Source organism: Reinekea marina (assembly GCF_030409715.1).
Taxonomy (GTDB): domain Bacteria; phylum Pseudomonadota; class Gammaproteobacteria; order Pseudomonadales; family Natronospirillaceae; genus Reinekea; species Reinekea marina.
Genome location: NZ_JAUFQI010000001.1, coordinates 1,815,880 through 1,832,869, shown reverse-complemented (window position 1 = coordinate 1,832,869; position 16,990 = coordinate 1,815,880). Strand labels below are relative to the sequence as shown.

General features: G+C 42.1%; 26 protein-coding genes. 10 read left to right on the top strand and 16 right to left on the bottom strand.

The genetic code is table 11. From position 1 onward, the window contains the following. Nucleotides 1-286 precede the first annotated feature (286 nt). A complete protein-coding gene (locus QWZ13_RS09720) occupies nt 287-925 on the top strand; it encodes a hypothetical protein (protein ID WP_290281605.1) in 639 nt (212 codons plus the stop codon). A gap of 44 nt (nt 926-969) precedes the next feature. Continuing rightward, the gene (locus QWZ13_RS09715; RefSeq protein ID WP_290281604.1) at nt 970-2,970 is read left to right on the top strand and encodes a hypothetical protein; all 2,001 of its coding nucleotides are present in this window, start codon (nt 970-972) and stop codon (nt 2,968-2,970) included. A gap of 510 nt (nt 2,971-3,480) precedes the next feature. On the opposite strand, the gene QWZ13_RS09710 is transcribed toward QWZ13_RS09715, so the two are convergent. From QWZ13_RS09710 to QWZ13_RS09695, 4 genes are all read right to left on the bottom strand, one after another. After that, nucleotides 3,481-3,828, bottom strand: coding sequence for a hypothetical protein (locus tag QWZ13_RS09710; protein WP_290281603.1), 348 nt, complete (start codon nt 3,826-3,828; stop codon nt 3,481-3,483). Then, nucleotides 3,810-3,956: a hypothetical protein gene (locus QWZ13_RS09705; protein WP_290281602.1), complete on the bottom strand. Its 147-nt coding sequence runs from the start codon at nt 3,954-3,956 to the stop codon at nt 3,810-3,812. Before QWZ13_RS09705 ends, QWZ13_RS09710 begins: the two co-directional genes overlap by 19 nt. 702 nt (nt 3,957-4,658) lie before the next feature. Beyond that, the gene (locus tag QWZ13_RS09700) at nt 4,659-5,099 is read right to left on the bottom strand and encodes an SRPBCC family protein (RefSeq protein ID WP_290281601.1); all 441 of its coding nucleotides are present in this window, start codon (nt 5,097-5,099) and stop codon (nt 4,659-4,661) included. Further along, nucleotides 5,096-5,449, bottom strand: coding sequence for an ArsR/SmtB family transcription factor (locus QWZ13_RS09695; protein ID WP_290281600.1), 354 nt, complete (start codon nt 5,447-5,449; stop codon nt 5,096-5,098). Before QWZ13_RS09695 ends, QWZ13_RS09700 begins: the two co-directional genes overlap by 4 nt. 107 nt (nt 5,450-5,556) lie before the next feature. On the opposite strand from QWZ13_RS09695, the gene QWZ13_RS09690 reads away from it, so the two are divergent. Further along, entirely contained in the window at nt 5,557-5,949 is a 393-nt protein-coding gene (locus tag QWZ13_RS09690; RefSeq protein ID WP_290281599.1) for an SRPBCC family protein, read from the top strand. A gap of 38 nt (nt 5,950-5,987) precedes the next feature. Continuing rightward, nucleotides 5,988-7,037, top strand: a complete 1,050-nt coding sequence (locus QWZ13_RS09685) for a transposase (protein ID WP_290281598.1) — start codon at nt 5,988-5,990, stop codon at nt 7,035-7,037. 174 nt (nt 7,038-7,211) lie between these two features. On the opposite strand, the gene QWZ13_RS09680 is transcribed toward QWZ13_RS09685, so the two are convergent. Together QWZ13_RS09680 and QWZ13_RS09675 are read right to left on the bottom strand one after the other, a co-directional pair. Further along, nucleotides 7,212-7,379, bottom strand: a complete 168-nt coding sequence (locus QWZ13_RS09680) for a hypothetical protein (RefSeq protein WP_290281597.1) — start codon at nt 7,377-7,379, stop codon at nt 7,212-7,214. Between the two features lie 170 nt (nt 7,380-7,549). Further along, nucleotides 7,550-7,675 (bottom strand): hypothetical protein, encoded by a 126-nt coding sequence (locus tag QWZ13_RS09675; RefSeq protein WP_290281596.1) that lies wholly within the window; start codon nt 7,673-7,675, stop codon nt 7,550-7,552. Between the two features lie 115 nt (nt 7,676-7,790). Here QWZ13_RS09675 and QWZ13_RS09670 point away from each other — a divergent pair, with 115 nt between their 5' ends. Next, nucleotides 7,791-7,958: a hypothetical protein gene (locus QWZ13_RS09670; protein WP_290281595.1), complete on the top strand. Its 168-nt coding sequence runs from the start codon at nt 7,791-7,793 to the stop codon at nt 7,956-7,958. A gap of 6 nt (nt 7,959-7,964) precedes the next feature. Here QWZ13_RS09670 and QWZ13_RS09665 read toward each other — a convergent pair whose 3' ends face one another. Genes QWZ13_RS09665 through QWZ13_RS09655 form a run of 3 tightly spaced genes read right to left on the bottom strand, consistent with a single transcriptional unit; the run spans nt 7,965 to nt 9,269 of the window. Beyond that, nucleotides 7,965-8,837 (bottom strand): M15 family metallopeptidase, encoded by an 873-nt coding sequence (locus QWZ13_RS09665; RefSeq protein ID WP_290281594.1) that lies wholly within the window; start codon nt 8,835-8,837, stop codon nt 7,965-7,967. Continuing rightward, the gene (locus QWZ13_RS09660; protein ID WP_290281593.1) at nt 8,807-9,163 is read right to left on the bottom strand and encodes a hypothetical protein; all 357 of its coding nucleotides are present in this window, start codon (nt 9,161-9,163) and stop codon (nt 8,807-8,809) included. Before QWZ13_RS09660 ends, QWZ13_RS09665 begins: the two co-directional genes overlap by 31 nt. Beyond that, nucleotides 9,117-9,269, bottom strand: coding sequence for a hypothetical protein (locus QWZ13_RS09655; protein WP_290281592.1), 153 nt, complete (start codon nt 9,267-9,269; stop codon nt 9,117-9,119). Before QWZ13_RS09655 ends, QWZ13_RS09660 begins: the two co-directional genes overlap by 47 nt. Nucleotides 9,270-9,273: 4 nt before the next feature. Here QWZ13_RS09655 and QWZ13_RS09650 point away from each other — a divergent pair, with 4 nt between their 5' ends. After that, nucleotides 9,274-9,408: a hypothetical protein gene (locus QWZ13_RS09650; RefSeq protein WP_290281591.1), complete on the top strand. Its 135-nt coding sequence runs from the start codon at nt 9,274-9,276 to the stop codon at nt 9,406-9,408. 27 nt (nt 9,409-9,435) lie between these two features. Here the strand turns inward: QWZ13_RS09650 and QWZ13_RS09645 are convergent, their stop codons facing one another. After that, the gene (locus tag QWZ13_RS09645; RefSeq protein ID WP_290281590.1) at nt 9,436-9,558 is read right to left on the bottom strand and encodes a hypothetical protein; all 123 of its coding nucleotides are present in this window, start codon (nt 9,556-9,558) and stop codon (nt 9,436-9,438) included. A gap of 285 nt (nt 9,559-9,843) precedes the next feature. Here QWZ13_RS09645 and QWZ13_RS09640 point away from each other — a divergent pair, with 285 nt between their 5' ends. Next, the gene (locus QWZ13_RS09640) at nt 9,844-10,050 is read left to right on the top strand and encodes a hypothetical protein (RefSeq protein ID WP_290281589.1); all 207 of its coding nucleotides are present in this window, start codon (nt 9,844-9,846) and stop codon (nt 10,048-10,050) included. Here QWZ13_RS09640 and QWZ13_RS09635 read toward each other — a convergent pair. Beyond that, a complete protein-coding gene (locus QWZ13_RS09635; protein ID WP_215999273.1) occupies nt 10,047-10,496 on the bottom strand; it encodes a hypothetical protein in 450 nt (149 codons plus the stop codon). The genes QWZ13_RS09640 and QWZ13_RS09635 overlap by 4 nt on opposite strands. Nucleotides 10,497-10,871: 375 nt before the next feature. After that, nucleotides 10,872-11,501: a hypothetical protein gene (locus QWZ13_RS09630; RefSeq protein WP_290281588.1), complete on the bottom strand. Its 630-nt coding sequence runs from the start codon at nt 11,499-11,501 to the stop codon at nt 10,872-10,874. 97 nt (nt 11,502-11,598) lie between these two features. Between QWZ13_RS09630 and QWZ13_RS09625 the strand changes: the two genes are divergently transcribed. The 3 genes from QWZ13_RS09625 to QWZ13_RS09615 all read left to right on the top strand — a co-directional run bounded on the left by QWZ13_RS09625 (nt 11,599) and on the right by QWZ13_RS09615 (nt 13,223). Further along, a complete protein-coding gene (locus QWZ13_RS09625; protein WP_290281587.1) occupies nt 11,599-12,660 on the top strand; it encodes a transposase in 1,062 nt (353 codons plus the stop codon). Between the two features lie 231 nt (nt 12,661-12,891). After that, nucleotides 12,892-13,014, top strand: coding sequence for a hypothetical protein (locus QWZ13_RS09620; protein ID WP_290281586.1), 123 nt, complete (start codon nt 12,892-12,894; stop codon nt 13,012-13,014). Further along, complete coding sequence (locus QWZ13_RS09615) at nt 13,005-13,223, top strand: hypothetical protein (RefSeq protein WP_290281585.1); 219 nt, start codon at nt 13,005-13,007, stop codon at nt 13,221-13,223. Before QWZ13_RS09620 ends, QWZ13_RS09615 begins: the two co-directional genes overlap by 10 nt. A 495-nt stretch (nt 13,224-13,718) precedes the next feature. On the opposite strand, the gene QWZ13_RS09610 is transcribed toward QWZ13_RS09615, so the two are convergent. The 4 genes from QWZ13_RS09610 to QWZ13_RS09595 form a co-directional block, all read right to left on the bottom strand. Continuing rightward, nucleotides 13,719-14,654 (bottom strand): RHS repeat-associated core domain-containing protein, encoded by a 936-nt coding sequence (locus QWZ13_RS09610; RefSeq protein ID WP_290281584.1) that lies wholly within the window; start codon nt 14,652-14,654, stop codon nt 13,719-13,721. 40 nt (nt 14,655-14,694) lie between these two features. Next, complete coding sequence (locus tag QWZ13_RS09605) at nt 14,695-15,225, bottom strand: RHS repeat-associated core domain-containing protein (protein ID WP_290281583.1); 531 nt, start codon at nt 15,223-15,225, stop codon at nt 14,695-14,697. Between the two features lie 105 nt (nt 15,226-15,330). Next, nucleotides 15,331-15,636, bottom strand: a complete 306-nt coding sequence (locus QWZ13_RS09600) for a hypothetical protein (protein WP_290281582.1) — start codon at nt 15,634-15,636, stop codon at nt 15,331-15,333. 13 nt (nt 15,637-15,649) lie between these two features. Then, nucleotides 15,650-16,924 carry an RHS repeat-associated core domain-containing protein gene (locus tag QWZ13_RS09595; RefSeq protein WP_290281581.1) on the bottom strand — a complete coding sequence of 425 codons (1,275 nt, stop codon included), beginning with the start codon at nt 16,922-16,924 and terminating at the stop codon, nt 15,650-15,652. Nucleotides 16,925-16,990: the final 66 nt, after the last annotated feature.

The window sequence follows — 16,990 nt, the reverse complement described above, 5'->3', positions numbered from 1 at the left end:
CCGCTCACAACAAACATCGGTTTAGCGAAAAAATCAAAGGGAGCGCATTTTACAGGAAATCAGAGAGCGAAGGTAGAGCTATCAAAGGCTAATGTATTGGACAACCCACGAAAATGACACGCCAAATACCACCGAGCCGATAAAACCAAAGCCTAAGTAGGTCATAAACACCTTTGATTTAACTAAACTCCTATGGCAAAGAATATTTCTCAGTCAACTTTAAGCTTACTCTCAATTCAATAATTTATTGCACTCGTTCTCATTTTCAGCCACACAACATTGCTAGTTGCCCGAAATAAAGGCAGGATTCTTCGATATAAATGGACTTTTGATGCACCTAAAGGAAATTATGAAAACTTCTAATTTAATCTGTCTTTGCGCACTGCTTTTCACTCACGTTTGCTATGCAGCAGAATGGGATGCAAAACAGACGTTCGTGACTGCTGGAGTTGGTTACGCTTCGATCAGTACAGACTCATTTGAAACAGGCCCTTTATTATCTCTTGCTGGCGGTTTCAGTGTGCCACTTCTGGTCGAACAACACTTACGCGCAACGACTGCCTTGCAACTTAATTATATTCCAACGGTACCAACCGCAGAAGAAGGTATGTTTGGTGGCAACTTCATGTCTGCTGGTGTTTCTGGTGTTTTAGAGCACGATTTAATCATGGGTGACAAAAAAATATGGCTTGGGGCAGGCATTCAAGGGTCTATGAGTTTTGTATCGAACCAGTTTCAATGGCAAAAAAATGGCTCTGTCCTCAAAGCGATAGCGACTCCGAGTACACTAGCCCTTTCAGCAGAATTCTTAGCAAAGATAGAAGTTCCAATAAACCAACGTATGTCATTTGTGGTGGCCGGCCAACTTGCGCCACTTTCTGATTCTTTTTCGGCTATATCGGGCCAACTTTCCATTCAATATTAATTCAAGTTATAAGATATAAATCTACTACATCCAAGGAGATTAGGATGAATAAACTGCTATGGAGTGCGGTTGCTGCACTTACGTTATCGGCATGCGTAAAGCTGCCAGACCAGAGTGCTGATAAAAACGCACCGAGCCTACTACTGCAAACACCTGCAATTACGGCATTCCCAGGATCAACTTTCCGAGTAAACTCTATTATTGATGATGACATTACCCAGTTAGATGATTTAGAAGTCACTTGGAAGAGTGATATGGCTGGCGTAACACTATCTGAAAGTAGCAATGAGCATGCCCTATTTAACTTTAACCTAGACGTTGCACCCAACCAAACAACGAAGCTAACCTCTACAGTCACTGATGAAGTTGGCAACACTACAACAAAGTCTATTACCGTCGAGATTAAAGCCGAGCCTTTTGTAATTATTGATGGTGGAACCGCTGAAATACAAACGCCGAATACGAGCCCCCTCTATTTAACCGGAACTTATAGTGCAAAGCAGATTAACCTAAAAAGTGCGGACTCTCGTGCAAGTTCTAACCACATAATCGACATTTCGCCTAATGGTCGTTTTGTATTCTATACACAACAATTTAATAACTCAGTCTGGCAAGCAAACTTATATGATTCTGAAACGGGCATCAATCATAAGGTTAAGATGGGCTTTGAAAACAGAGATCAAAATGCCGTGGCGAGTTACTGGAGTAACGATAGTACAGTATTGGCCATTGAAGCGCCTCATAGTAGCGATACTTCGCTAGATAAGCTGTATTGGGTTGATACAAACAGTTTAACGAACGTTGATATTACCCCAAACGAAACATCAGTATTTTTTGACACATTGACTTGGAGTGACAACAATACATTTTTAGAGGAGAAACCATTTGCGTCACTTTTAACAACCACATCTGCCTCTATTTTTGACCCGACTGCAGACTCGGCTATTTCAACATTAGTGGACAATAGCTCCGCAGACAATGCGCTCACTTCGATAAAAGTAGGAAGTGCGAAATGGGCCACTAACCAATTGTTTTTTATCGGCTCAACAACAGTCACATCAGACCCATCTTCAACCCCCTACACTTATGACCTATTTAACTGGCGCCCGAGTTCTGATACTACTCAAAAAATAAACAGCCCGATTGCAGCCCCCGGCATAACCTCCTTTTCACCCTATGTTGCCACTCAGATAGTTTTTACAGACTCTTCTGTTATGTATTACTTTAATGGCGTTGATCAATCTATATTGGATTTACCGATTAATACAGCTAGTACATCAACGTCTAAATATGAATGGTCACCTGATGGTCGGTTACTGGGACTAAGCTCTACTCATTCGAACGTTCCTGACAACGCTTCATCAGGCTATTGGCGATTTGCAACATGGTCGCCCAATAACGTTGTAACCACTAATATTGAATGGTTAGAAGGCACTGTAAATTATGACATCGACAATTGGAACTGGAATACAAACAACAGTTCCATATCGGTGTTAAGCTCTGACTCCGCAGCCGATTCGAAAGATAATTTACTTCATGTAAATACTGCAAATACAAACCAAACGAACGAAGAAGCAATCGCCGCGTCTGTAGTCCAAAACATCGTAAATAGAGACACGACCGGGACGAACATTCCAACCAACCTTGAAACAAATATAGAGCGTTCTCCAACAGGGCAATGGCAGTTGTACTGGGCGCTTGATATAGAAAATAGTGATCACACAGACTTGTGGGCATACAACATTGAAACAGCAGATAATCACAACTTAAGTAAACTTTATGATTCGTACGATGCTCCAATAAGTGAAGGAGTTTTCTCTGCTAAACCTGGGTTTGATAATTCCGCTTTAAAATGGGTAAGTACGGATATCATTTGGACGGCTGACGATGAATTGATATTCAAGGTTATGGAACAAGGTGGAGCGACTTCAACGCCCGTTACGGCTGATGTAAGATCTGTTTCATTGAAAACATTAGCTACCGCAAAGTCATTGATACTAGAGCCTGCAATACTTACGCAAATCACGCGAGTGGTTGGTAAATAATCAGGACAGCTGAACTAACCCATTAGCTCAGACCCTGAAATAAAATCGGGGTCAAAAAATTCGGTAAAGCCAACATGGGGCAGCTACATAAGAATTGTCCCGTTAATTGGCTGAAATGAATACGATATAGAGAAAGTGGCTTTTCGAACATAAACAACGAACACCGTCATGGCTAGGCAACATCAGCTGGTTCATGAAGGTGCTGAATGAACATATTGCTCGTGAGGCGAATCGTGAAAATGCTTATATTGGTATGTTCTGGAAACTGGATGCTAACCAGGGATTCAAATCCCAAGCTTTATTAGACGATTAAGCCCTAGCGGCCAATTTAATTTAGCTAGGGCGGTTTAACCGCATGTTCATCATAATACTCAACGACTTTGGAGAATGTTCTAATTCAAAGAGGAAATAGGTCTGTAAATTTTCTCGGGCTACAAAAAATGCCAAGCTAGGCGTTTTTTACATTCAATTTGAAAGTCTATTCGGTGTTGATTTTTACAACCTCTCTATTCATTTGAAAAATATTGCTTTTGAAGTAGCCTTTATTTCAGACCAAGATGGGTTGTAGCTGTCGCCTATGTTTCCTGTATCGTATGTCATTACAAACATATAGTTTGATCTAAGAACCAATTCAGCCGGCGATAAATCGGTATCTATATTTCCAAAATTAATGACATAATTCTTTTGCCCATCATTTTTTATATTTAATGCATCATCTGTGAAGTACTCAGCGATTAGATATCCATCAGAGTCACGGATATTAATTGCGTATTCCGTCGTTCGACTGTCGTTAATATTCATCGAAAAAGTTAACTCAGTTTCCGTTATACTCGCTGAGCTTAGACTTGGAAGTGCCAATCCACGAGTATAATCGCCACCAGAAGTAATTGAATCGAAATCATCAAAATGCACAAGCATTTCACCGATAATTGGAGTAGATCCATCTGGACGTTCAAGGTCAAACTTTTTAGCAAAAGTAATACCATTAGTCAGCACTATTTGAACACAATATCCAGTCATTGGGGCTATACGAAGACCGTTAGTTTTAGAATATGATTCGAAGAATGCGTTATAGAAATGAATTTGAGTTCCATAAGAATGAGAAGTAACTAAATAAGGAGCAGAAGATTCTAAATTGTTTGGATAGTATAATTTTGCTGTTTCAATTTCACTTTCCTCAAAACCCTGAAATGAAACTCCAACATATAAACCCATATCAAGTGGATGACTGGCGTTTAGACCAGCTGAGTGGCTATTAATAATGGTATCTACGCCTAACACATAGCCATTTGTATCAGAAGGATTTGTGCAATCAATCGAGGTATTTTTATTTGACTTGTCTGTTTCGGGTGCACAACCTATAAGTACGATTAAACCAACAACTAATAATATTCTTTTCACGGACTTCATTACTCCTAATAGAGAGGTAATATCGTTTTGTTTTAGCGCTTATTACTGTTTAATTATTTTTTTCAACAATTTTTTGACCATATCACCAAAAAGGAACTTGTTCAATTCAATGCATTACTGAAACCTTAGCCATCTCGGTTATATTGAATACAACGAGCAGTGAAAGCCGAGTAATATCTACCTACAAAATTCACTTTTAAGGGAAAAGCCATTTCAACTTAAAAAACAAAAATTCGCCAAGAAAAGTAGGCGAAAAGGTTCGTCTCTACATCACAAATCTAAGCACTCTCAAACTCATAACCTGCCAACCCAGCCAAACAACCCTCCCAACCTTGGGTGTGCTGCTCCAACAAAGCTTGTGTGGCGATTTTTTCATGAATAACGGTAACTTCTGTGGTTTCGCCCATTGGCTTAAACTTCACGGTTACCCGCTCTAGGTCTGAGTTTTCAGCGTCAGTTCCCCAGGTATAAACGAGCTTTTTGTTGGTTTCAATCGCCACGAACTGCCCACGTATCCATACAACATTCCCATCTGGCAGTGTATTACCTATTTGGTATTTGCCACCTACGCGTAAGTCTATATCGGCTTCATGGCATGTCACCCCTTTAGGGCCCCACCACTTTTTCAGCGCTTCTTTATGAGTCCAGGCATTAAAAACCCGTTCTGGTGATGCCGCCAAGGTTTTCTTAACGACTAATGCTAAACTGGTGTTTGTCATGTGGCCTCATTAGTGTTTGATTCAAGAAAATCCGAAAGCGCGTCTAAGCGATCATTCCAAGCCTCTCTATTCTGCTCAAGCCATTCATTTGCCGTCAGCATCGCTTCTGGCTGGAAGTGGCAACGATATACTCGGCCAACCTTAGTTTTAGAGACCAGCCCTGCTGACGTTAATACACTAATGTGCTTTGAGGCTGCCGGAAGTGACATAGCCAAAGGCTCGGCTAGCTCGCCAACGGTTGCGTCTGCTTGCTTCAGCACTTCAATAAAGTGCCTACGTGTTGGGTCTGCCAGCGCTTTGAACACTAGATCGAGGTCATCATTTTTGGGTAATACGGTATTTTTTTGCATTCCTCAATGATTAACCATTTAGTTTAGTATTGCAAATACTGATTGCATCGACTATCCTGACAATACTTAACCATTTGGTTAACTGTATTAATCACTAGGAGCCCCACATGACAACAGCATTCACTCAAGAAGTCACTTTTAAAGCATCGCTAAGCGACGTATTTGATGCCTACATAAACCCAGAAAAACATGCAGCCTTTACCAATGACGGCGCAAAGATAACGCCTAAAGCCGGAGAACCCTTCAGTGTGCATGGCGGCAAAATTGAAGGACGATTTATCGACATACAGCCTAACGCACTCATCGTACAAGCATGGCGCCCAGCAAATTGGCCTGAAAATACATATTCAATTGTTAAGCTAGAGTTTTCTGAAGCTAACGGAGAATGCACCATTACATTGAATCATACAGGGTGCCCAGAAGGTTCAGCTGAACACCTAAACGGAGGCTGGCATAAAATGTACTGGGAGCCATTAGCAAGTTGGTTAGAGCAGCAATAGAATTAACGAGGAACTTAACAGGACACACACTCTAACCCTTGACGCCCACACCGACAACTGGTTACATATACAGCTTACATTGCATATTCAAGGATTCGATTATGCCAAAACCAAGGAAGTGTCAGATCGCCGTTGACGCTACACCCTATTATCACTGCGCGTCTCGCTGTGTTCGTCGAGCCTTTCTGTGTGGGTTCGACCCCTACACGCAAGTAAGCTATGAGCACCGTCGAAGCTGGGTTGAGCAGAAGATCTTAGCGCTCGGCCAAGTGATTTGCATTGATGTGTGTGCTTATGCGGTTATGTCTAATCATTATCATGTGGTTTTGTTCATCAACAGTTCTGAGCAGGCGCAACTAACTGATTTTAAGGTGCTTGAGCGTTGGTCTCAGTTGTTTAGGGGCAATCTCATAGTTAATCGCTATGTTCGCGGTGACGATCTTTGTGAGGCGGAGCTTTACGTGGTGAACCAAGTGGCTGAGCTATGGCGTGAACGATTGGGGAACATCAGCTGGTTCATGAAAGTGCTGAATGAACACATTGCCCGTGAAGCCAACCGCGAAGATGTTTGTACTGGCAAATTCTGGGAAGGACGATTCAAATCGCAAGCGCTATTGGACGACAAAGCCCTAGCGGCCTGCTTGGCTTATGTTGATCTTAACCCTATTCGAGCGAAAATGGCTGAAAGCCCAGAAACCTCTGAACACACCTCAGCTAAAAAACGGATCGACGCAGCGAAACGTACCAAACCAGACGCCTTAAATCTAACCCAGCCTAACGTTTTATTGATGTTCATCGGGAACCCGCGTGAACCCATGCCTACCGGCCTTCCTTTTAAACTCACCGACTATTTAGAGTTATTAGATTGGACGGGTCGCATTTTAAGAAACGACAAGCGCGGCGCTATTGACCAATCACTTCCGCCTATTCTTGAGCGGTTAAAAATAGACCCTAAAAACTGGCTTCAGAATGTGAAGTATTTTGAAACCAGTTTTAAAGTCATGGCAGGCTCATTAAGTTCCGTGAAGTTTAAATGTACCCATTTGGGTTATCAGAGAGTGCCTGCTACTAGCCCTATTCTTACCTAATTCCAACTTCATATTCAGATCCCAATAATTCAGGGAGCTGAAGGCTTTGTGCATCCTGAATTTCGCGCTTTTAACGCCTGCGTCAATCAAGAATAACAAAGGATACAGGATCACTTCATAGTACTAGTGATTACAGTTAACTTGCTGACTATTAATATTAAAGTGTCTGTCCTATTAAGTTATGCCGCTCACTCGCAGTGTGCTGTTTTGGTAATCACTGTGGAAATAGAGTTTTGCTTGTAAGCCTTTTAGGTGCCCGCTGACTTTGGTCTCTTTATTGCCGGCTTGGTAGAGGTTTTGCGACAACAATTGGCCATACAAACCCGCTACTTGGTTTGGCAAGTACGTTAGCTGACGATACGCTTGGTAATCGGCTTGGTTGATGGCGCTGATTGCGTATTGCGCAAGCTCTTGGCGTTTTGGTCAGCTTTATTTTATAGAGTACCTGCCCGTATAACTATGATTCTGTTTACAAATCTATAGATAGATTCTCTTCGACTTAGACACTCAAATTACTTGACTCTTTTAACAAAAAAAGTCTTATTTCCACGTGGTGATAACATGCCATCACTGAATTGAGCATTTATCACTCCCTCTGCTGAAAACTCACCAAAGAGGCTCCCCACGTATCCGTTCACTTCAGATATTTTCATTTGAAACATGCAACCATTAGTGATCAATTCTGCTTTAGATATATCTCGAGGTTCGCCTTCAGCAGATTGAAAATCTATATTAAAACTCCCATCCGAAGCTTTGATTATTAGAAACGCGATACCAAGCCAATCACCTGACTCAGAATTGTATTCCATTGAACTAAAGGTGCCAGCGATTGGGAATTCGCAGTTCGTAATGTTTTGTTCCGTGAATCCACAAGAAGAGCACAAAAAGCAGAATAACCAAATCATTCGTTTAATCATTTAAACTCTCCTAAGCATTCATAATCAACTCTTTTCTATCTATACCAGGATCAACATAAAAATGTGGTTTATCTGGTTTGTTGAAATATCCACCCCAGCTAATTCCTGCATCATTGGCTGCTTGTTTGATGGCTTCACGTTGTTTATCACCCGTCAAACCTCCTTCGATGTCTGACAGTGAAGAATAATTTACGTCAATCGCCAACCTTGCTGAATGTAAACTATTAGTTGCTGGTGTAATAGAGTTTGGATCGGTACCAATTACATTTTTTTGATATTCAGGAGTTCGATAGGCTGAATTAACACTTACATTAACACCCTTTCCTCCAGCAGAGGAAATGAAATCCTCGACATTTTCCTTAAAGTCTCGATCAAGATAGGTATCGCCTACTCCAGGTAATTTAACTGGAACAAGTCGGCCTTGGTATGGAGCTAATTCTTTCTCTATTGCCAATTTTGTTTGACTTCCTGCACTACCATCGACTCCATCTTTATTTACCCCCCACTTACCAAGGTCGTGACCATCTTTAAGTAAGTCTTGTTGGACTATCGCTACCTCAACCGCATCAAGTGAGTCTCCATTCTTAATTTTTCCCTGTAATGCTTTATATCTATCTTCTTTTTTATTAGGGTCTGCTGCTGCTACATAACCAGCATCTACTGGCTCGCACAACCCCAACGGATCCACCCAACGCAACGCATTCCCACTCACATAGCCATAACGCATCTGCTGAGCTGGGTCTTTCAACAAATCACTTTGCGTGCGCCCAATATACCGCATCAATTCACTTTGTGCGCCGTTTGGCAGCATTAAATTAACGAGGTTGTATTGATCGGGTTGGATGAACCGCCCTACTGTTGGGTTGTACCAACGCGCGTCCATGTGGTTAAGCCCGCTGATGCTTTCACGGTATTTACCGTGTATTGGTATGGAACTAGGTTGTTGGTGCGGGTGTGAATACTGCTGGCGCTGTAACCTTCGTTTTTATCATCATCATCATCGTTCTGGTATTGGCTTGAGACTACCCCAAAGGCGTTGTAACTGAACCCGTAGTTGTTTTGGCTATCAACACCGCTCACGCGCAGTGTGCTGTTTTGATAATCACTGTGGAAATACAGTTTGGCTTGTAAGCCTTTTAGGTGACTGCTGACTTTGGTTTCTTTATTGCCTGCTTGATAGAGGTTTTGAGCCAATAGTTGACCATACAAACCGGCTACTTGTTAGCTGACGGTACGCTTGGTAATCGGTTTGGTTGATGGCGCTGGTTGCGTATTGTGCGAGCTCTTGGCGGCCAACAAACAGGCTGGTTAACACATACTTGCTGTTTTTTGCCTTGTGGCCTGTCGGTTACTTTAAATTTTTGAGTTTTAAAGTGCCCGTCCTAATAATTTACCGAGTGCGTGTTTTAGAGTGTCAGGTGCGGCTTTCATCAGGCTCGGAAGTAAACTTATAATACTTCCAAAGTGAAGCTGAATATATGTCAGTACGACTGCTCATAATTGAGAGAGGCTAGTGAGTAGAGAAAAGATAATTTACAGCTCAGAAGTCTTAGCTGTCGGAGGTGATATTGGTTGACATCAATAGGGCGTCTATATATGTCCATATTATTTCTTTTAATTTAGTACTCCAACCCTGTTAGATTGCGTGTCCATACTAGTCACGATGATTGCTGTTGGCATGCTGATGATAAATTTAAAGTGCCTGTCCTGTTAAATTATTTCGCTTTTAACGCCTGCGTCAATCAAGAATAACAAAAGATACAGGATCACTTCATAGTACTAGTGATTACAGTTAACTTGCTGACTATTAATATTAAAGTGTCTGTCCTATTAAGTTTATAACATCTAAATTGGCATTCAAATCTTGCTAGAGTGCGTGTCCATATTAGTTGTTCGCGTTTGTAATCTGTGTCGAACCCGTATTGGTAGCCTTTCTTCAGCCCTTTGCTGGTTTGCGGGCGTTGGAAGGCGATGGCGATGACTTCACCGCGCTCATTGTACAGTTTTACATCGCGGGTGCGGTTGGTGCTGGTTTTGGAATTTTAAAGTGCCTGTCCGTTAGGATATGTCCGTTAGGATATTTGCCAACAAACTAGTTAGTATTTTGCAATAAATTAGATAGTTCTTCGAATCCTTTTGAAGCAGGTAATATTGAAAATCTCAAATTACCTCTAGCCTCAATAACCCATTCTCTAGAACCTAATTTATTCAGTTTGTCTTTGGCATCCAACTCCCTAATGCTATATATATCAGAAATACTCACTTCAAATCTTTGGAAGACTGCATTTATAACCAATAATTCTTTGACGGTTTGATCAAAATATATCTTGTTGACTATATTTCGTTCACTCCAATAAGCAGCAACGAAATAAACAGCTAGGACAAAACATAATCCCAGATATCCAACCAGCGAACTCAAACTATCTATTTGTCCTCGAAAATAGCTTGCAGAAACAAATAAAACTAGTGTTAAGAGTAGATACCAAATTAAATACCTATGCTGCCAGAATTTACTAGTTTCATAAATAATTATAGAGTTCATCTTTTTTGCCTATATATCTTACTGTCCAAACATTGTGCTCCTGTGTCTATAGAGTGTGTGTCCATATTAATTATTGAGTTGCAGATAAGGAGGTAGATTGACCTAAGTGTTCAGAGCGGTTTGATCATCAATGACTCTAATTCCTTTGATTGCGATCACTTAGCTTCCTGAAGTAAAAGTTATCAATCGTTATAGCTATGATTACCCAAACTATTCTCTGCTCATTATCAAGATAAAACATACAGGCAACAGCGAGAACAAACTGAACAACGGTAATAACCACATTTAAGAAAATCTTTTTCTTATTCGTTTTCCGAATGATGAACCAACGCAGCCCAGTTAAGCTTAAGATAAACAGAAGAAAAACATATACAATCATTTTTGACATTCCTCATCATTATTATTCAAAGCAGACTTTACTGTGTTAACAAGAGTTGATCCTAATTGATAAATATCATTTGCAATAACCCACCCGGCTGCATCTGTTATCATGGTTTTTTCAATATGCGCTTCCAATTTTAGAGGATTAGGACCAGATTTTATAACAGCACTCCCACTTTTAGGTACTTGAGTACTTGCTACTGCTAGTCCGAGCCCTAAGTCAACTAAGTTAAAAGTTAATTCTCCAGCTTTTTCATTACCCGTTATCGCTTCAGAAACAGCTTTATATCCCTCTTTAACGATATTATTTTCTTCACTTGTACCATAAATTACATTACTTAGGTTTGTTACACTTCCCATATAGTTCCCTACCCCATGGGAAAGAGTGCCAGCTCGCACAAATTTATTTACTGGAGTCCCCATCACCCCAATAGCAAGTTGACCAGAAGCACCTAAAATGCCCAATTCAGCGACAGCAGCACTAGATGCTCTGTTAAAAGCTGTTCCATCTACAAAGCTTTCTGTTACGCCTTTTTGAACTCCAGCCGCGGCATCAATGTCACCAGTCGCAAGCAATGTAATTAGTCCTGAAATTCCAGCAACCGGTGCTGAAAGAATTTCCAATGTTGTCGACCTTCCATCCAACCCCAACGGATCCACCCAACGCAACGCATTCCCACTCACATACCCATAAAACTTAACAGGACACACACTCTAACTCTTGACGTTTACACCAACAACTGGTTATATATACAGCCTACGTTGCATACTCAAGGATTCGATTATGCCAAAACCAAGGAAGTGTCAGATCGCCGTTGACGCTACACCCTATTATTACTGCGTGTCTCGCTGTGTTCGTCGAGCCTTTCTGTGTGGGTTAGATCCTTATACCCAAGTAAGCTATGAGCACCGTCGAAGCTGGGTTGAGCAGAAGATATTAGCGCTCGGCCAAGTGTTTTGCATTGATGTGTGTGCTTATGCGGTTATGTCTAACCATTATCATGTGGTGCTATTTATAAATAGCGCAAAACAAGCGCAGTTAACCGATTTTGAAGTGCTTGAACGTTGGTCTGGTTTGTTTAGAGGCAATCTATTAGTGAATCGCTACGTTCGTGGTGATGATCTGTGTGAGGCTGAATTACATGTGGTCAATGAAATGGCCGAGCAATGGCGCGAACGGCTGGGTAACATCAGTTGGTTCATGAAGGTACTCAATGAACACATTGCCCGTGAGGCCAACCGCGAAGATGTTTGTACTGGCAAATTCTGGGAACCGGATGCGGACCAGGGCTTTAAATCGCAAGCGCTATTGGACGACAAAGCCCTAGCAGCCTGTTTGGCTTACGTTGATCTTAACCCTATGCGAGCGAAAATGGCTGAAAGCCCAGAAACCTCTGAACACACCTCAGCTAAAAAACGGATCGACGCAGCGAAACGTACCAAACCAGACGCCTTAAATCTTACCCAGCCTAACGTTTTACTGATGTTCATCGGGAACCCGCGTGAACCCATGCCTACCGGCCTTCCTTTTAAACTCACCGACTATTTAGAGTTATTAGATTGGACTGGCCGAATTTTAAGAAACGACAAGCGCGGCGCTATTGACCAATCACTTCCGCCTATTCTTGAGCGGTTAAAGATAGACCCTAAAAACTGGCTTCAGAATGTGAAGTATTTTGAAACCAGTTTTAAAGTCATGGCAGGCTCATTAAGTTCCGTGAAGTTTAAATGTACGCATCTGGGGTACCAGAGAGTGCCTGCTACTAGCCCTATTCTTAGCTAATACCAACTTCATATTCAGATCCCAATAATTCAGGGAGCTGAAGGCTTTGTGCATCCTGAATTTCGCGCTTTTAACGCCTGCGTCAATCAAGAATAACAAAAGATACAGGATCACTTCATAGTACTAGTGATTACAGTTAACTTGCTGACTATTAATATTAAAGTGTCTGTCCTATTAAGTTCATATATGTCCATATTATTTCTTTTAAATTAGTACTCCAACCCTGTTAGATTGCGTGTCCATACTTGTCACGATGATTGCTGTTGGCATGCTGATGATAAATTTAAAGTGCCTGTCCTGTTAAATTATTCTGATGCTTTCACGGTATTTGCCGGTGTATTGGTATGGAACTAGATTGTTGGTTCGGGTGTGGATACTGCTGGCGCTGTAGCCGCCATCATCATTCCCGTTCTGGTATTGGCTTGAGACCACCCCAAACGCGTTGTAGCGGAACCCGTAGTTGTTTTGGCTATCGATACCGCTTACTCGAAGAGTGCTGTTTTGGTCACCACGCGGTTAAGGGCGTTGTAGCCAAACTCGAAGCGGTCTTCTTGCGTGGTTAGGGTATGTATGCGGCCCGACGCATCGCGTTCGTAATTCACTTGGGTGAGATCGGTGGCTAACCTTATGCGACGGCCGTTGAGGTCATCGGTGTTATCGATGGTTCGGTTTTACCCTCAAAGGCTATATTCTTTTTTTCTTTAAATAAAGCAATACCCCTAACCCTCCAATATAGAATATTAAAGTAGTTATAATATTTATTATTGGAAACAGTATTAGTGCAAAAGTCCGGCCAGTATCATTCATAACTTTTTTATAAATCACTTGTTGCTCAGAAGTCGATTCTCTTGCGGAGAAGAAACCGTCTTGGTCTAAATCAAATTGCCAAAGTCTGTATTCTAGATAGAAATCTAAAACCAGTAGATACGAAATACTGCTTAATAATAAAAAAAATAGTAAAAGAAAAGAAGATTTGAGCAATCGATTATGAGTTACCAACTTACTGAAATAAGTTATCGCTAAGATAAAAACCCCGAACCAAAGGCTATATATAACTATCATGATTGCGCCCCTGTAGTTTTCGGTTTATCACTTCGGCATGGGTCATACGGTTGCCATGGAATAGCTTCTGTAGGATATGGATTATCGTACTCTATTGTCCACTCATAAGGAATGTATGGATATACTACGCCACCTTCATATTCTGCTTCGGGACCAGGACCATCATCGTCATTTGCAAAAATATCGGCATCCCAGAAACCATCATTTGAGAAAGCAGTAAATGTAGTTTTACAAGTTTCATAGCTATCACATATAGTTTTATACACAATTGGAGTATCTCCTACGTGGTAAGTATTTAAATTCCAAGTCAAATTGATGCCATAATCCCCGCTTAAACTAGTTGAATTACCAGCAATGATTTTGTCTTCTTTTCCTTTGTGGGTATCATTATTAATTACAGCATTTATAGTGTATTCACCTAAGGCCGCTGGCACACCATAGCCGTTGTAATAATGATCAATTGCTTCAGATGTAGAGTCAATAACTACAAACCCAACAACATCAATTTCTTTATCTGGTGCCAACCCCAACGGATCCACCCATCTCAACGCATTCCCGCTCACATACCCATAACGCATCTGCTGAGAAGGGTCTTTTAACAAATCACTTTGCGTGCGCCCAATATACCGCATCAATTCACTTTGTGCGCCTTTCGGCAGCATTAAATTCGCGTGATTGTATTGATCGGGTTGGATGAACCGCCCTACTTTAGGGTTGTACCAACGCGCGTCCATGTGGTTAAAGCCACTGATGCTTTCACGGTATTTACCGGTGTATTGGTACGGTATTAAATTGTTGGTTCTTGTGTGTATGCTGCTGGCGCTATAGTCGTCATCATCCCAATCATCGTCATCGTTCTGATATTGGCTTGAGACTACGCCAAAGGCGTTGTAACGGAACCCGTAGTTGTTTTGGCTATCAATGCCGCTCACGCGCAGTGTGCTGTTTTGATAATCGCTTTGGAAGTACAGTTTAGCTTGTAAGCCTTTTAGGTGCCCACTGACTTTGGTTTCTTTGTTGCCTGATTGGTATAGGTTTTGAGCTATAAAGTGCCTGTCCTATTAAGTTACTTTGTGCGCCTTTTGGCAGCATTAAATTCACGTGATTGTATTGATCGGGTTGGATGAACCGCTCTACTTTAGGGTTGTACCAGCGAGCGTCCATGTGGTTAAGTCCGCTGATGCTTTCGCGGTATTTACCGGTGTATTGGTACGGTATTAAGTTGTTGGTTCGGGTGTGTATGCAGCTGGCGCTGTAGCAGCCATCATCATTCCCGTTCTGATATTGGCTTGAAACTACTCCAAAGGCGTTGTAACGGAACCCGTAGTTGTTTTGGCTATCAACGCCACTTACTCTCAGTGTGCTGTTTTGATAGTCGCTGTGGAAATACAGTTTGCCTTGTAAGCCTTTTAGGTGCCCGCTGACTTTGGTTTCTTTATTGCCGGCTTGGTATAGGTTTTGAGCCAACAGTTGGCCATATAAACCGGCAACTTGGTTCGGCAAGTAGGTGAGCTTACGATTGGCTTATAACCCTACTATGTTGTGCCTGTCCAGAGAGTTAGCGTAACCTCGTGTATCTAGTCCTTTTCCACTCTTTGGAACATTAAATTAGTTCCAAACAACAGGAGACTTCCCCTCCTGCCTTAACACCATTGCTTCAGGCCCATTGTAATCGTCATCCTTTAAACCGATTGAAATAGATCTACCGTCATCAACAACAATTAAAATGCCGTCACCAGACTCCTCTACAGATTTAACTTCCTTACCTTCAATACCTAATACTGAACCACCGTCATAGACATAGTTATTGAAAATACTCAGTGTCGTACCATCAGAAAATACAATCTGAATATAGTCATGTACTTCCTCAATCTCACTGATAATAAGACCAATCAAAATCTGTAGGGCAGCCATAAATATTCAGTCCTTAATCTATTGGAAAGTGACTATCTTTATTGGAAAGAGTACGCCCGGTATATGGGTCTACCCCTTGGCCGGACTTATTCTCGTACTTGATGTTACCGTTCGGATAACCAGGGCTTTTACCACGCGGAGGCGTTGGGTTCATGATACGCATCGTATCCACTTTTCCATTCGCGCCACCTTTACCACCGGTGAAAGCGCTGCCCGTGGTTTTACCCCCTGGATTCACAACAGGCGTTGGACCAGTAGCATCTTTGGGTACAGGGAACGCAGTACCTCCTGGTGAGACTACGAAGTCGGGAGCTTTATCAGATGCTTTTCCTGCGCCCTTTGCAATACTCTGCCGAACAATTTCATTGCCTCTACCCTCACCTAACTTAGCAAGGTTTTGCCTCGCAGTCATTCTTGTTGTTGGGTTTGCTGATAAATGGCTATTTACAGGTACTCTTCGGCCTCCTGCAGCTGCACCTATGACTAACGTTTCCCAAGCGTCATCAGAATAAACGAGCTTTTCAGCTAACACCGACCCAGTGACAGATGCGGCCATTTCTGGAGTTGGTGCTGTGGTCGTTTGCTCTGCCCAATAGCTCAATTCATCAACTGAATTTATAGCACCTGTACCTTGCATGCTGCTTACCCAGCCCTGCACATACTGTGATTGAGCGTCAGCATCTGATTGCATTGCTACCCACTGGTCTTGGCTGATGCCGGTATCACACAACCCCAACGGATCCACCCAACGCAACGCATTCCCACTCACATACCCATAACGCATCTGCTGTGCTGGGTCTTTCAACAAGTCACCTTGGCTTCGCCCAATATACCGCATCAATTCACTTTGTGCGCCTTTTGGCAGCATTAAATTCGCGTGATTGTATTGATCGGATTGGATGAACCGCCCTACTTTAGGGTTGTACCAACGTGCGTCCATGTGGTTAAAGCCACTGATGCTTTCACGGTATTTACCGGTGTATTGGTACGGTATTAAGTTGTTGGTTCGGGTGTGGATGCTGCTGGCGCTATAGTCGTCATCATCCCAATCATCGTCATCGCTCTGATATTGGCTTGAGACTACGCCATAGGCGTTGTAACGGAACCCGTAGTTGTTTTGGCTATCAACACCACTCACCCTAAGCGTGCTGTTTTGATAATCGCTGTGGAAGTACAGTTTTGCTTGTAAGCCTTTTAGGTGCCCGCTGACTTTGGTTTCTTTATTACCTGCTTGGTATAGGTTTTGAGCCAACAGTTGGCCATATAAACCGGCTACTTGGTTCGGCAAGTACGTTAGCTGACGGTACGCTTGGTAATCGGCTTGGTTGATGGTGCTAGTAGCGTATTGCGCAAG